The organism is Streptomyces sp. NPDC048172, assembly GCF_043202595.1.
Lineage (GTDB): Bacteria > Actinomycetota > Actinomycetes > Streptomycetales > Streptomycetaceae > Streptomyces.
This window is the reverse complement of the sequence record NZ_JBIDAT010000009.1, coordinates 309,331-323,772: the sequence shown is the minus strand read 5'-3', so window position 1 is coordinate 323,772 and position 14,442 is coordinate 309,331. Positions and strand designations below refer to the sequence as shown.

Annotated in this window: 13 protein-coding genes; 10 read left to right on the top strand and 3 right to left on the bottom strand. The window is 73.0% G+C overall.

Annotated elements, in window-relative coordinates; genetic code table 11:
* The first annotated feature begins 106 nt into the window (after positions 1-106).
* The 6 genes from ACGF3A_RS35435 (at position 107) to ACGF3A_RS35410 (ending at position 5,046) form a co-directional block, all read left to right on the top strand.
* Entirely contained in the window at positions 107-679 is a 573-nt protein-coding gene (locus ACGF3A_RS35435; protein WP_393734571.1) for a dihydrofolate reductase family protein, read from the top strand.
* Positions 680-787: 108 nt separating this feature from the next.
* Positions 788-1,198 carry a RidA family protein gene (locus ACGF3A_RS35430; RefSeq protein WP_393734570.1) on the top strand — a complete coding sequence of 137 codons (411 nt, stop codon included), beginning with the start codon at positions 788-790 and terminating at the stop codon, positions 1,196-1,198.
* A gap of 94 nt (positions 1,199-1,292) precedes the next feature.
* The gene (locus ACGF3A_RS35425; RefSeq protein ID WP_393734569.1) at positions 1,293-1,859 is read left to right on the top strand and encodes a hypothetical protein; all 567 of its coding nucleotides are present in this window, start codon (positions 1,293-1,295) and stop codon (positions 1,857-1,859) included.
* Between the two features lie 87 nt (positions 1,860-1,946).
* Positions 1,947-2,999, top strand: coding sequence for an adenosine deaminase (add, locus tag ACGF3A_RS35420; protein WP_393734568.1), 1,053 nt, complete (start codon positions 1,947-1,949; stop codon positions 2,997-2,999).
* 221 nt (positions 3,000-3,220) lie between these two features.
* A complete protein-coding gene (locus ACGF3A_RS35415; protein ID WP_393734674.1) occupies positions 3,221-4,327 on the top strand; it encodes a sensor histidine kinase in 1,107 nt (368 codons plus the stop codon).
* The gene (locus ACGF3A_RS35410) at positions 4,324-5,046 is read left to right on the top strand and encodes a response regulator (protein WP_393734567.1); all 723 of its coding nucleotides are present in this window, start codon (positions 4,324-4,326) and stop codon (positions 5,044-5,046) included. The genes ACGF3A_RS35415 and ACGF3A_RS35410 overlap by 4 nt, the downstream gene beginning before the upstream one ends.
* Here the strand turns inward: ACGF3A_RS35410 and ACGF3A_RS35405 are convergent.
* Positions 4,967-5,926, bottom strand: a complete 960-nt coding sequence (locus ACGF3A_RS35405) for an NAD(P)-dependent oxidoreductase (RefSeq protein ID WP_393734565.1) — start codon at positions 5,924-5,926, stop codon at positions 4,967-4,969. The genes ACGF3A_RS35410 and ACGF3A_RS35405 overlap by 80 nt on opposite strands.
* The gene (locus ACGF3A_RS35400; protein ID WP_393734564.1) at positions 5,919-6,815 is read right to left on the bottom strand and encodes an NAD(P)-dependent oxidoreductase; all 897 of its coding nucleotides are present in this window, start codon (positions 6,813-6,815) and stop codon (positions 5,919-5,921) included. The genes ACGF3A_RS35405 and ACGF3A_RS35400 overlap by 8 nt, the downstream gene beginning before the upstream one ends.
* Positions 6,816-6,966: 151 nt before the next feature.
* Between ACGF3A_RS35400 and ACGF3A_RS35395 the strand changes: the two genes are divergently transcribed.
* From ACGF3A_RS35395 to ACGF3A_RS35380, 4 genes are all read left to right on the top strand, one after another.
* Positions 6,967-10,086 carry an ATP-binding protein gene (locus ACGF3A_RS35395; RefSeq protein ID WP_393734563.1) on the top strand — a complete coding sequence of 1,040 codons (3,120 nt, stop codon included), beginning with the start codon at positions 6,967-6,969 and terminating at the stop codon, positions 10,084-10,086.
* 289 nt (positions 10,087-10,375) lie between these two features.
* The gene (locus tag ACGF3A_RS35390) at positions 10,376-10,549 is read left to right on the top strand and encodes a hypothetical protein (RefSeq protein WP_393734562.1); all 174 of its coding nucleotides are present in this window, start codon (positions 10,376-10,378) and stop codon (positions 10,547-10,549) included.
* Positions 10,546-11,124: an RNA polymerase sigma factor gene (locus ACGF3A_RS35385; protein WP_393734561.1), complete on the top strand. Its 579-nt coding sequence runs from the start codon at positions 10,546-10,548 to the stop codon at positions 11,122-11,124. Before ACGF3A_RS35390 ends, ACGF3A_RS35385 begins: the two co-directional genes overlap by 4 nt.
* 13 nt (positions 11,125-11,137) lie before the next feature.
* Positions 11,138-11,962, top strand: coding sequence for a hypothetical protein (locus ACGF3A_RS35380; RefSeq protein ID WP_393734560.1), 825 nt, complete (start codon positions 11,138-11,140; stop codon positions 11,960-11,962).
* 57 nt (positions 11,963-12,019) lie between these two features.
* On the opposite strand, the gene ACGF3A_RS35375 is transcribed toward ACGF3A_RS35380, so the two are convergent.
* A complete protein-coding gene (locus ACGF3A_RS35375; RefSeq protein ID WP_393734559.1) occupies positions 12,020-14,347 on the bottom strand; it encodes a glycosyl hydrolase family 18 protein in 2,328 nt (775 codons plus the stop codon).
* Positions 14,348-14,442 lie beyond the last annotated feature (95 nt).

Here is a 14,442-nt window from a genome sequence, read left to right as displayed (position 1 = left end):
TTGAAATCTCGCACTTGCAATTTAGAAGTAGCGACTCTAGGTTGATCTCACCAGGCCGGGGAGCAGCCCCGGTCCGGAGACATCCGGAAGCTCGGGAGACCTTGAGATGCGCACACTGATCAGCTCTGCCTTCGTCTCGCTCGACGGCGTCATGGAGGCCCCGGGCGGCGAGCCCGGGTACCGGAACTCCGGCTGGACCTTCAAGGAGGTCGAGTTCCTCCCGGAGGCGTACGAACTCAAGGGGCAGGAGCAGGAGGAGGCCACCGCGATGCTCTTCGGCCGCACCAGCTACGAGGCGTTCAGCCCCGTGTGGCCGGACATGGCGGAGTTCGCCGGTTACAAGCCGATGCCCAAGTACGTCGTCTCCACCACCTTCACGGACAAGGACCTGGTCGAGGGCTGGGGCGAGACGACGATCCTGCGCTCGCTGGACGAGGTGGCGGCGCTCAAGGAGACCGAGGGCGGCCCGGTCATCATGCACGGCAGCGCCACGCTCAACCGCGAGCTGTCCGACGCGGGTCTCATCGACCGCTACCACCTGCTCGTCTTCCCCCTCCTCCTCGGCGCGGGCAAGCGGCTCTTCTCCACCACCGACAAGGACACCCAGAAGCTGAAGCTCGTCGAGCACCAGGCGTACGCCAACGGCATGCAGAAGCAGATCTTCGACGTCGTCCGCTGACGCCGCGCCCCGTGGCGGGAGGCCGGGGGAACACTCCGGGGCGGTTGGCGGTTGGACGGCCGTGCGGGGCAGCGCCACGGGTGCCCCGGACTTGGGAGGATGCACGGCATGACCGACGCGCGCACGATCACCAACCCGCCCGGCCTGCACGACCCGACGCCCTTCGGGTACGCACACGCTGTCGAGGCCCCCGGGCAACTCGTCTTCATCGGCGGGCAGTACGCGTCCGACGAGAGCGGCCGCCCCGTGCCCGGGGACTTCGCCGCACAGGTGACCTTGGCGTTCGACCGGCTGGTCACCGCGCTTGAGGGCGTCGGCCTCGCCCTTGAGGACGTGGTCCGCCTGGGGACCTTCATCGTCGACCACGACATGGCGAAGCTGGAGATCCTGGGCAAGGAGCTGAGCGCCCGGTTCGGTGACAGGCTGCCCGCGCAGAGCCTGGTCGGGGTGGCGGCTCTGGCGCTGCCGGGGATGCTGTTCGAGGTGGAGGCGGTGGCCGCCCGCACCACCGTCCGCTGACACGGGGTGGAACCGGCGGGGGCAGGCGATCTCCACCCCCGGTTCCACCCGTGGGTCCAGGTGTCGCGCCCCGGCGAGCAGCAGTCTGAAGGGCATGACAACGACTGAGTGGATCACCGACATCGCCCTTCTCCTCGTCGTCTTCCGGCAGCTGCGGGAAGGACGGCTCGACCACAAGACGTTCCTGATCCCGTTGGGCATCGTGGCCTACGTGGGCTACTCGTACCTGGACACCGTCCCCACCGGCGGGAACGACCTCGTCCTGATCGGGGCCCTGATCGGCGTGGGAGCCGTGCTCGGGATCGCCGGCGGGGTCTGGACCCGGATCCGGGCCGTCGACGGGCACCTCCTGATCAAGGCCGGAGCGGTGTCCGCGACCCTGTGGGTGCTGGGCATGGGCGCGCGGATGGGCTTCCAGCTGTGGACCGCGCACTGGGGCGGCGCCGATGACGTGGCCCGGTTCAGCGTGACGCACCACATCACGAGCGACCAGGCGTGGGTGGCGGCGTTCGTACTGATGGCGCTCACCGAGGTGGTCACGAGGCTGGCCACGATCTACGCCCGGAGCCGGGCCGTCACCGCCACCGCCACCGCCACCGGGACGTCGACGACGCACGCGGCGGCGGCAGCGGCGGGTGCGCGCGAGGGCGCTCGGGGTTGAGGCGGACAATGGGAACGGGGGAACCGGAGCACGGGAAGGCGACTGGGGGACCACTCTGATGGCCATGCACGGTGAGGACGTGAGGACGTGAGCGCGGCCGCCCGGGCCGGTGCCGGTACCGGTGCTCGTTCGCTGGTGGAGTTGCCCAAGGCCCATCTGCATCTGCACCTCGACGGTTCGCTGCGCCGGTCGACGGTGGAGGAGATCGCCGCAGCGGAGGGCCGCGAGGTTCCGTGGCCGAGCGGATACGGCTCGTTCGCGCACTTCATGGAGACGATCACGGCCGCCGCCGCGTGCCTGCGGGACGAGGAGGACGTCCGGCGGGCGGTCCGCGAGATCGTCGAGGACGCCGGGGCCGCGGGCGCGGTGTGGCTCGAACTGTCCGTCTGGCCGGGGCTGTTCCAGGGGCGGCTGGGGGACTACGCGTCGGCGGTAGCGGTCGTGCTGGAGGCCGGTCGCGAGGCCGCGGAGCGGTCGGGGGTCGGTTTCGGGCTGATCGCCGCGGCCAATCGCGGGCTCGGTGCCGACGACGCGCTCGCCGTGGCCGAGGTCGCCGCGGAGTGCGCGGGGCGTGACGTGGTGGGGTTCGGGCTCGACGGGGACGAGGCGGCGGCTCCGGCGGCATGGTTCGGGCGGCCGTTCGACATCGCGCGCGAGGCCGGACTCCTCTCGGTTCCGCACGCGGGTGAGATCGCGGGGCCGGAGTCGGTGCGTGCGGCGCTCGACGTGCTCGGCGCCGACCGGGTCCTGCACGGCGTGCGTGCCATCGACGATCCCGCGCTGGTCGGGGAACTCGCGGCCCGGGGCACGGCGCTGGACGTCTGCCTCACGAGCAACGCGCTGCTGGGCGTGTACGACCCGGTCGCGGCGAACCCGCTGCCCGCGTTGCTGGACGCGGGCGTCCGGTGCTCGCTCAACGCGGACGACTCGCTGCTGTTCGACACCCATCTCGTGCGGGAGTACGAGCTGGCCCGCTCCGTCCTCGGCCTGAGCGACGAGCGGCTCGCGGCGCTGGCGGCCGTATCGATCGAGTCTTCCGCCGCGCCCGCCGCGCTGAAGACCACCGCGCTGGGCCGGATCGACGCCTGGCTCCGTGCGCCGCACCCGGAGGGGCCGTGCGGAACCGCGTCAGCGACCTGAACCGGCCGCCTCGGCGCGCGGCGGGGCCCTTCGCACGGGCGCGGGCGGGCAGTGAGCCCGGCGGCCGGTCACCCCGTACCCGCCGTGGGCGACCGTACGGCCTGACCACGCGATACGTTCGGCCCATGCCAACGCCCGCGTCCCCGAGCCCCTCGTCCACCAGGAAGGCCGCGGCGCCGGGCGGCGGCCCCCGGCATCCCGTCACCGGGCAGGACCCGCGGGTGCAGTGGGTGCTGACGGTGGCGGTCATCGTCATCGGCGCCCTGACGATCCGGCCCATGGGCCTCAGCGGACGAGGGCTCGCCGTCGCCCTGCTGTACGTGGTCAACTCCGCGGCGCTGCTGGCCCGGGGGCTGCCCGTGCACCGGGTTCCCCGGCATCTCGCCCTGGTCTGGCTGACGGGGGGCGTCGTCGCGGCGGCGGCCCTGATCGGCACCAGCGGCAGCGGGACGGGCTACCTCTTCGCCTTCTTCCTCGCCGGTCACCTCGGGTACCGCCTCGACACCCGCGCCGCCGTCACGCTGGCGGCGCTCTGCGGCCTGCTGTGCGGCGGCGTCCTGTACTTCCACCTCGGGCCGGGGCACCACTCGCTGCCTCCGGTCGTCGGGTTCGTCACCGGCGTCCCGGTCCTGGCCGGGATCGTCAACCGCAGCCAGCGGGAGGCCGTCCAGTCGGCGATCGAGGCCGCCGAGGCGGGCGAGCGGGCCGCCCGGGCCGAGGCCCAGAGCGCCGTGCTGGCCGAGCGCGGGCGCATCGCGCGGGACGTGCACGACGTACTGGCGCACTCGCTGGCCGGGATCAACATGCAGCTGGAGCTCGCCGACGCGCTGCTCGACACCGGCGACCTGGAGCGGGTCCGGGAGGCCAACGCCAAGGCCCACGGCCTCGTCAAGGAGAGCCTGAAACAGGCGCAGTGGACAGTGCACGCGCTGCGCGAGGACGCGCTGCCGCTGCGGGAGAGCCTCGGCGCGATGCTCGAATCCTCGGGCCACCGCTCCGCGCTCACCGTCACCGGAACCGTCCGCGAGGTGCCGGTCCAGGTGACGCAGAACCTGCTGCGGATCGCCCAGGAGGCGCTGACCAACGCGGCCCGGTACGCTCCCGGAGGTGAGGTGCGGGTGGAACTGGAGTTCGCTGCCGCGTCGGCCACGTTGAGGGTCCGTAACCGCCCCGCCACCCGTCCGGTGAGCGCGGGCACCGGCAGTGGAATGGGGCTGATCGGGATGCGCGAACGCGTCGCCCTGCTCAACGGCACCGTCACCGCAGGGCCTGTCACCGAGGGACCGGACCAGGGCGGCTGGCTGGTGGAGGCGGTGATCCCCGGATGAGCGAGGGGCGCGAGAAGCACGAGAGGCGAGACGCGCGACAGCTGCGCGTGATCGTCGCCGACGACCAGGCGGCGGTCCGGGAACCGCTCGCCACAGTGCTCGGGCTGTCCGAGGACATCGACGTCGTCGCCGCTGTCGCTGACGGGAACGAGGTGCTGACGGCCGTCGCGAACGCCCCCGTGGACGTGGTGCTGATGGACCTGCGCATGCCCGTGCTGGACGGCATCGAGGCCACCCGTCGGCTGAGCGAGGAGCACCCGGAGGTGGCGGTCGTCGTGCTGACCACGTTCGCCGACGACGACTCGGTCCTGGGCGCGCTGAGCGCGGGCGCCCGCGGCTACCTGACGAAGAACGCGGGACGCCAGGACATCGTCCTCGCCATCAGGGCCGCTGCCGCCGGGCAGTCCGTCCTCGACCGCGAGGTCCAGGACCGGCTGCTCGCCACCATCAGGGCGCAGACGTCGGCCCCGGGGCCGGTCCCGGGACCGGCCCCGGAACCAGGGACTGGACAGCGACAGCCCCTGCCGGACGACCTCACCCCCCGCGAACGCGAAGTGCTCACCCTGATCGGCCAGGGGCTGCCCAACCGGGGCATCGCCGAGCAGCTCTTCATCAGCGAGGCCACGGTCAAGACCCACATCAACAACCTGTTCGCCAAGGCAGCCATCCGGGACCGCGCCGACGCCATCCGCCGCGCCATCGAGGCGGGCCTGGCCTGAGCCGGCCGCGCGCCCTGAGCAGCTCGAACACGCTGGAGAAGCTGTCCTGCCCGTGGCCGTCGGCCGATCGCCTGTCGAGCAGGGCCTTCAGCGGTTCGTGGACGTCGGTGGCGATGCCGCTGGCTCTGCTGAGCTGGAGGAGGCTGTCGACCCCGGCGCGGTTGAGGTCGACCGTGGAGACCCCGTCCGTGTACGACGCCTCTCCTGCCTCGCGCGCCAGTTCGGGCAGGAACTCGGCCATCCCGCGCAGCCATCGGGCCGCCAGCGGGGCGAACGCCTCAGGGGCGGTGCCGACCGGGCCGAGCAGCGCCGCGGCGTGCAGGAATCCGGTGAGGGCCGCGTATCCGGTGCCCAGCAGGGCCAGGTCGTGGATCTCCGCGGAGCCGGGATCGGTGCCGAAGTAGTGTGCCGGCGCCATCACTTCCAGCTCGCGCCGGTACGTGGTGAAGGCGCGCTGGGAACCGCCGTAGAGGAAGAAGCCCTCCGGGGTGGCGACGGTCTCGGGGAGGGCCATCATGGCGCCGTCGAGGTAGTCGGCGCCGTGCCCGGCGGCCCAGCCGGCCAGCTCCCGGGCGTGCTCGGGGGTGCTGTTGGCGAGGTTGACCACGGTGCGGCCCCGCAGCGCGGCGGCGGCGGGACCGAGCGCCTGCCGGACCGCGGTGTGGTCGAGGAGCGGGGCGATCACCAGAGGACCGGCCGCGACCGCCTCGGCGGCGGTGCTCGCGCGGAGGGCGCCTTGTGCGACGAGCGCGTCGGCCTTGGCGGCGGTGCGGTTCCATACGGTGGTCCGGTACCCGGCGGTGAGGAACGCGGAGGCGATCCGGCCGCCCATGCGGCCGAGGCCCAGGACCGTGACGCGGGGCTGTGTCCGCTCAGGCATTCCGTCCGCCCTTCGTGATCGTCCCGGCGACGCTGGCGATGCCGCTGGAGCCGTGTCCGGTGGCCGCCGTCCGGCGCAGCAGGTTCCGGACCAGCTCCGGCACGTCGGTGCCGAGGCCGCCGGCCCGGCTGGCGTCCAGGAGGTGTTCCATCGCTGCCGCGTGCACGTCCACGGTGCCGTCGTCGTCCGGGAAGTCGCCGTCCTCGATCTGGCGGGAGTGGTCGGCCATCAGCGAGGTGACGAACGGCATGTGTTCCGTCGCCACCGCCGCGAAGGCGGCCGGGTCGACGCCTGCCGTGCCCACCAGGGCGACGGCGTGGTAGAAGCCCGCCAGCGCGCCCCAGGCCATGCCGAACAGCGCGGTGTCGTACACCGGGGCCAGCGCCGGATCGGCGCCGAGGTGGACGGGGTTGCCGAGGCTCGTCAGCACCGTCCGGTGGGTGGCGAAGGCATCCGGGGAGCCGCTGAGGACGAACAGCGCCTCGGGCCGCCCGACGAGCCGTGTGCCGCTCATGGCGGCGCCGTCGAGGTAGTCGGCGCCGTGCCCGGCCGCCCATCCGGCCATCCCGGCGGCTTCCTCCGGGGTGCCGGAGGTCAGGTTGACCAGGGCCCGCCCGCGCAGCCGCGGTGCCACCGGCCCCAGCAGGCCGCTCACCGTCGCGTAGTCCGGCAGGCAGACCACGACCAGGGGACTCGCGGCGACCGCCTCCTCGACGGTCGCCGCGCGGACGGCGCCCTGGGCGGCGAGTGCCTCGGCCTTCGCGGGGGAGCGGTTCCATACGGTCGTGGCGTAACCGGCGGTGAGGAACGCCTGGGCGAGGCGGGTGCCCATCTGCCCCAGGCCGATCACCGACACGGTGGACTGCTCGTGGTTCTCGTTCTCCGACACGGGGTGACTCCTGGGTTCTCGGTTCTTCGGCTGGCCGCACCGGACGGTTCGTTCGGTGTGTCCCTCACCGTGCCGACCCGCGCTGGCGGGGGCCTGTCGGTGCGCTGTCGGTCGCCGGAGGGCGGCTGTCGGCGCCGGATACCGTGCGGTCATGTACTTCTCGGTGCTCGGCCCGCTGACGGCCCGGACGACTGGCGGCCGCGCGGTCGACGTCCCTGAAGCGAAGGTGCGCGCCCTGCTGGCCGCTCTGCTCGTCCACGCGGGACAGCCGGTCTCGGCCGACCGGCTCGTGGACGATCTGTGGGCCGGGCGGCCGCCCGCCAATCCCGCCGGTGCCCTGCAGACGAAGGTCTCGCGGCTGCGGCGCGCCCTGGCGCGGGCCGAACCCGGGGCGGAGACGCTGGTGGAGTCGGGGCCGTCGGGATATCTGCTGCGTACCGGCCCCGGGGAGGTGGACGCCCACCGGTTCACCGGCCTGACCACCACCGCGTACGGCACCGGGGACCCGCACGCCAGGGCGGACCTGCTGGCCGAGGCTCTGGAGCTGTGGACGGGGGAAGCCTTCGCCGGACTGGGCGACCTGGAGTTCCTGCGCGCCGCGGCCGAACGCCTCGACGAACAGCGCCTCACCGCCCTGGAAGCGCTCGCCGAGACCCGCCTCGAACTGGGCGAGCACCACACGCTGAGCGACGAGTTGGGCGAGCTGGCGGTCCGCCATCCGCTGCGGGAGCGGCTGCGCGCGGTCCAACTGCGCGCGTTGTACCGGGCCGGGCGGCAGTCCGAAGCGCTGTCCGCGTACGAGGAGCTGCGCAGGCAGCTGGCCGACGAACTGGGCGTGGACCCCGGGCCGGAACTGACCGCTCTGCACCAGGCGATCCTCGAACACGACGCGGCCCTTGAGGCGCCCACCGCCTCCCCGAGGAGTCCGAGGAGCCCGAGGAGTCCGAAGAGTCCGAGGAGCAGGCACGGCGAGCTGGCGGCTCCGCTCACCGGCCTGATCGGCAGGAAGGCGGCGGTTTCCGCGCTGGACGAACTGCTCGCCGCCCACCGGCTGGTGACGCTGACGGGGCCCGGCGGGGTGGGCAAGACCCGCCTGGCGGAGGAGGCGGCCGACCGCGCGGCCGGTTCCTTCCCCGACGGAGTACGGATGGTGGGGCTCGCCGGATCCACCGAGGTGGCCGAGCAGCTCAGCGCCGCCCTGGGCGTACGGGAGGAGGGGGTGGCGGGGCTGGAGGACGCGCTGCGTTCGAGGCGGCTCCTCGTGCTCCTCGACAACTGCGAGCACGTCATCGACTCGGCGGCCGACGTCGTACGCCGGGTCCTGGCCGCCGCACCCGGGCTGAGCGTCCTGGCCACCAGCCGGGAGCCGCTCGGCCTGGCCGCGGAGACGGTGTGGACCGTCCCCCCGCTTCCGCAGGCCGAAGCCGAGGAGCTGTTCGCCGCGCGGGCCGCTGCCGCCGCACCCGGATTCGCCGTCACCGAGGACAACGCGGAGGCCGTCGCGACGATCTGCCGCCGTCTCGACCGCATACCCATGGCCCTGGAACTGGCCGCCACCCGGGTCCGTGCGCTGGGAGTGCACGCGCTGTGCGCCCGCCTCGACGACAGGTTCCGGCTGCTCGCCGGTGGCCGGCGCGACGTGCCCCCGCGCCAGCGCACCCTCCGAGCGGTGATCGACTGGAGCTGGGAGCTGCTGAGCGAGGACGAGCGGACCCTCCTGCGCCGCCTGGCCGTCTTCGCCGACAGCTGCACCCTCGAAGCGGCCGAGGCGGTGTGCGGCGTCGACGGTCAGGACGTCCTCGACCCGCTGATCCGCCTGGTGGACCGCTCACTCGTCGCCGTGACCGACGGCCGTCGCTACCGGCTCCCGGAGTCGGTCGCGGCCTACGCCCGTGAACGCCTGACGGAGGCGGGCGAGTCCGAGACCCTCGACGTGCGCCACCAGACGTACTGCACCGAGTACGTGGAGCAGGCCGCGGCGCGGCTCCACGGCCCCGGGCAGCAGAGCTGGCTGACCCGCCTCGATTGCGAGAGCGCCAACCTGCGCGTGGCCCTGGACCGCGCCGTGCGGCGGAAGGACGGCGCCGGGGCCCTGCGCATGGCGCTCGCCTCGACCTGGTACTGGTTCCTGCGCGGCCGGTTGAGCGAGGCCCGGCGGTCACTGGGGGAGGCCCTGCGCCTCAGCGACGACACACACCCGGCCCCGCGCTCCCGAGCCGCCGTCTGGCACGCCGGATTCAGCCTGCTGGCCGGGGAGGCGGGGGACGACCCGGCCCGACCGGCCGACGTGACAGCCGACGGCCGGGCCGGTGACGCACGTGCCGCGTGGTTCCTCGGCTACGCCTCGCTCAGCGCGGGTGAGGACCTGGCCCGCAGCGAGACCCTGGTGGACCGCGCCCTGACCGGCTTCCGTGCAGCGGACGACCGCTGGGGCCTCGCCGCCGCGCTCAGCACCCGGGCCGTCCAGGCCCTGCTGCGGGGCGACCTCGCCGCCGTACGCGACAGCGCCGAGGAAGGCCACGCGCTCTTCGCGGAACTCGGCGACAGCTGGGGGCAGTTGAAGACCACGTACGCGCTGGCGGCGCTGGCCGCGATCACCGGCGACTACGCGCGCGCCGCCCGGCTGCACCAGGACGGTTTCCAACTGGCGGAGGAACTGGGCTTCTGGCCGGACGCCGCGGACCGGCTCACCGGACTGGGCAGGGTCGCCCTCCTGACCGGCGACTTCTCCGAGGCCACCAGGCTCCACCGCGAGGCGATGGCCCTGGCCGCCGAGCACGGCTACACGGCGGGCGAGATCCACGCCGAGATCGGACTGGCCCTCACCGCCCGCCGCGAGGGCGACCTCGACCGCGCCGAGACGCACCTCCGCGGCACCCTCGCATGGCACCGGGAAGTCGACTTCGGCCCCGGCCCCGCACTCCTCCTCGCCGAACTCGGCTTCCTCGCCGAACAGCGCGGTGACGCGTCCGAGGCCCTGTCCCTGCACCACCAGGGCCTCTCCGTCGCCCGTGACAGCGGCGATCCCCGGGCCCTGGCTCTCGCCCACGAGGGCCTCGCCGGGGCCCACGCCCTCGCGGGCCGGCACGTGCGGGCCGCCCGCCTCCTGGGCACGGCCGCCCGGGCCCGGGAGGCGGCCGGCGCCGCTCTCCCGGACGCCGAGCGCGGCGACGTCGACCGCGTCACGGCCAGGGTCCTCGGGGCACTGGGCACGGAACTGTTCGCCGCCGAGTTCGCCACGGAGGGCGGCCCGGGAGCGCGGGAGGTGTGAGCTTCCCCTGACGCGATGTCCGTTCACCTGAGGGAAGGGTCTATACCGGTGGGACGTCAAACCCCTTCCGGGCGTGGTGCCCGTCACATCCTGCTCGTGAATGCGCAGGTGACGGCGGTCGGGGGCGAGGGTGTGATCATGCCGGGTTGATTTTCTTTCGGAGCGCTTCCACGTTTGCCCCCTTCCGGCCGCTTAGCTATTCACCCGAGGACGCCGAAGTCCTCGGGCACACAGCCAAGTTGGCCGTCGGGGGTCCGCCGACAGTGCTTCGGACGAAAGGAACCACTCTGTGTTTGAGCTCCTGATCGGCGCCCTGGCCCTGGCCACCGCCGCGCGGGTCTTCATCCCGGACGCCGCGCGCCTGGTCCGGCGCGGGCTCGCCGCGGGCGTCAAGGTGGGAGTCGCTTCACTGAGCGAACGAGGCCGTACCCCCGTGACCGGCGAGCGGGAGGGGCAGGCGTGAACCACTCCGAGAACGGCTCACGTACGCGGGCGGCTCTTCGCGAACGGCAGCGCCGCATGGCCTTCCGCGCGTTCCACCAGCAGTACCGGCGCGCGTACGTGCACTACGCCGCCCTCCAGCTCGGCTGCCCCGAGGTCGCCGACCGCGTCGTGAACCTTGTCTTCGTCAGCCTCTTCCGGGGCTGGAACCGGCTGATGGAGGAGGCCAACCCGGCCGCGAGCGCCTGGGCCCATCTGAAGGAGGCGGTCGACGAGGTCCTCATCCGTGAGGACCGCCCCTCCGCGCTCCCCGAGACCGCCGCTTTCGGCAAGGTCCGGCGCGCCGTGATCGAGGACGCCCGCGACGAGTTCGCGGCCATGGAGAGCACCGTCGGTCTCTACCCCGCCATCGCCCGGCTCCCCGCCCGCCAGTTCGACACGGTGGTCCTGCACTACGTCCTCCGCTACAGCACCGCGAAGACCGCCCGCATCATGGGCATCGACGAGGCCACCGTCCGCTCCCACCGGCAGCACGCCAAGGAGCGCCTCGCCCAGGAGATGGGCATAGAGCCGGGCCCCGACCGCGACGAGAACTGAGAGGTACCGCCCCATGCCGCGCACCCTGGACGACCTCCTGGCCGACGCCTACGTGTCCTCACCCGGCGCCCCCGGCGCCCCCGGCGCCCCCGGCGCACTCGAAGGCGAGGAGGGCGAGTGGGCCGCCTATCTCGATGTGGTCGACGCCCATGACGACGCGGTGGCGCGCGGCATCGGGGGCGGCTACCCGCAACCCGCCCTCGGCCCGCCGTCGTCCCGGGCCGCCGCCGGGCTCGCCCCGGGTGCTGCCGCGCCCTCTCCCCGCCGGGAGAGGGCCGCGCGGGAGCTCCGTGCCCTCTCCTCCCTCACGGTCCGCACTCCGCACGCGGCCGACCGTATCCAGCACATGGCCGCCACCCACCAGATCGATCCGGACAGCGCCTTCGTCTTCGCCTGCCTGCTCCATCTGGCCGAGCGCGACGAACAGGCCGAGTTCCTCTGGCAGTTCTCCGCGGGCGCGGGCAAGCCCGCCTCGGCGGAGTGCCTCTACCTGCTCCACACCACCCGCGGGGAACTGCGGACCGCCGAGCACTGGGCCGCTCAGGTCACCGACCTCGAACGCACCGAGGACAGGACGCCGCACGCGCACCCCGTGCCCCTCGCCGCCCGCAGCCCGCTGACCTCCCTCATGCTCTTGCGCAGCTGGCACGCCCTGCGCGGCCAGCAGTCCCGTGGCGTTCTGACGATGACCGCCTTCCACACCCGTGCCGGGACCCTCTCCCGGGCCATGACCCTCGCGATACAGGGCCTCAAGCCCGAACCGGACCACGACGACCTGGGCGTCATGCCCTGGCCCGACGGCCGCCTCGCCGCCCAGATGCACCAGTGCCTCACCTGAGCGGCTGTCGGCGGCGGCTACGGCCACGGCCACGGCCACGGCCACGGCCTCCTGGTGTTACGGGAGGCCGCGGTCGAGGGCGTTGAAGAGGGAGCCGTTCGTCGTGTCGCCGGACATCTCCCAGACCATCGCGCCCAGCAGGCCCTTCGACTTGATGTACTCGGTCTTCTTCCCGATCGACCAGGTGTCGTCGAACGACCACCACTGGCCGCCCGCGCCGGTGTAGCCGTACGTGGAGACGGACTGCTCGTCGTGGTGGACGGTGAGGTTGGGGAGGCTGGCGACGAGGTTGTCGTAGCCGCGGGTGCCCGCCTCCTCCTGGAACTGGCCGGGCGCGGCCCCGTTGGCGCTCTGGTACTCGCCCTTCGCGCCGCCCTCCGCGACCTGCTGCCAGCCCCGCCCGTAGAAGGGGAAGCCGACGGTCAGCTTGCGGGGGCTCACCCCGGCGTCGAGGTAGTGCCGCACGGCGCCGTCGACGCTGAAGTCGTTCGGGTACGGGGACTGGGTGTCGGGGTAGAGGTTGGCCTGGTGCCCGGTGCGGTTGGGCTCCCAGGAGTTGTCGCTGCCGGAGCCGTGGAAGTCGTAGCCCTGGACGTTGGCGAAGTCCATGTGTTTGAAGATCTCCTTGAGGTCCCAGCCCGCGTCGACCTTCTTGGGGTCGGCGGGGGTGAAGGCCGACAGGAGCTTGTGCCCGCCGCCGAGCGCGTTCAGCTGCTTGCGGAACTCGGCGATCAGCGCGGTGTTGTTGGCCTTGTCCTCGGGGCTCCAGTGGTTGCCGGGGTGGCCGTCGGGGGAGCCGGGCCACTCCCAGTCGAGGTCGAAGCCGTCGAAGATCCCGGCCGCGACGCCGTCGCCGCCCGCGCCGTTGTACGCGGGCAGGTTGCCCTTGATGTACATGTCGACGCAGGACTTCACGAACTTCTGCCGGGAGGCGTCGGTCTTCGCGACGTCGGAGAAGTACTTGGAGTACGTCCAGCCGCCCAGCGAGACGAGCACCTTGAGCTTCGGGTGCTTGGCCTTGAGCTTCTTGAGCTGGTTGAAGTTGCCGCGCAGCTTGCCCCAGCCGTCGTCGGCCACGCCGTCCACGGACTGCGCCGCGGAGAAGGCCCGTCCGTAGTCGGCCTCCGCGTCGCCCGCGCCGTCGCCCTGGTTGGGGTCCTGGGGGTTCTGGGTGGTGCCCTTGGTGACGCCGTTGAGGCAGGTGAGGTTCTTCGGGTCGATGTTGGCGAAGGCGTAGTTGACCACGTCGAGCTTGGCGGCGGCGCCCGAGGTGTCGAGGTCCTTCACGAAGTACTGACGGCCGTAGATGCCCCACTGCACGAAGTAGCCGACCTTGGCGTAACCGCCCTCGCCGACCGCCTCCTTGGTGGTCACGTCCAGCGTCGCGCTCGCGGGCGAGGCGTTGTCGGCGGCGTCCCGCGCCTTCACCGTGAGCGCGTACTTCGTGGCGGGCGCCAGCCCCGTCAGCGTCGTGGTCAGGGTGTCGGCGGGCAGGCTCTCCACGAGGGCGCCGTCCCGGTAGACGTCGTACGCCGCGACGCGCTTGTCGTCGGTCGCCGGATCCCAGCTGAGCGCGACCGTGCTCGACGTCACCTCGCCCGCGCGGAGGTTACGGGGCGCCGTGGGCGGCACGGTGTCGCTCGCCGGGTCCACGGTCCTGGCGGTGACGGGCGCGCTGGCGGGCCCGTCGTTGCCCCGGGTGTCCTTGGCGCGGACCGTGAACTCGTACGCGGTGTCGGGCGTCAGGTCGCGCACCGTGGCCTTCGGCGTCGCGCTGGCCGCGACGACCGTGCCGCCGCGCAGCACCTCGTAGGAGGAGACGGGGAAGTCGCCCTGCGCCGCGGGCGTCCACTCCAGGCTCACGGTGCGGGCCGTGGTGTCGGCGACCTTGAGCCCGGTGGGCGCCTTGGGCGGGACGGCCGGGCTGCCGTCGCACTTCTCGCCGTTGATGAGGCAGCCCGTGGGCGCGGTCATGGGCCCGCTGCCCTGGAACGTGTAGCTGTACGGCTCGGTGTCGCGGCCCGCGGGGACGCGGGCGTTGTAGTAGGCGGGCGTCACGGTGACGTGGCGGCCCTCGACCTTGGCCGTGCCGTGGGTGTGGCCGCTGACGCTCACGCCGTCGGGGAGGTCGAACTCCAGCGACCAGTTGTCGACGGCCGCGTCGCCGCTGTTCTTGACGACGAACTTGCCCGTCCACGACGAGCCGCTGCCGGACGTGCTGAAGGCGGCGGTCAGCGAGCCCGCGGCGCGGGCGGGCGCGGTGCCGAGCGTCGTCAGCCCGGCGACGGCCAGCGCGAGCACGGTCAGCACGACGGCGAGCCGCCGCGCGGGGCGTAAGGGGGGCCTGGGCCCCGATCTGGATCTGTGGGGTCTCGGTGCGGACATGTCTCTCCTCGGGGTGCGGTCCGAATAGCGCGTCCGATTGGTGCAGACCTTTCCCAGGGAACCGCTATAGGCGGACATGTCAACGCGCCGCGCGA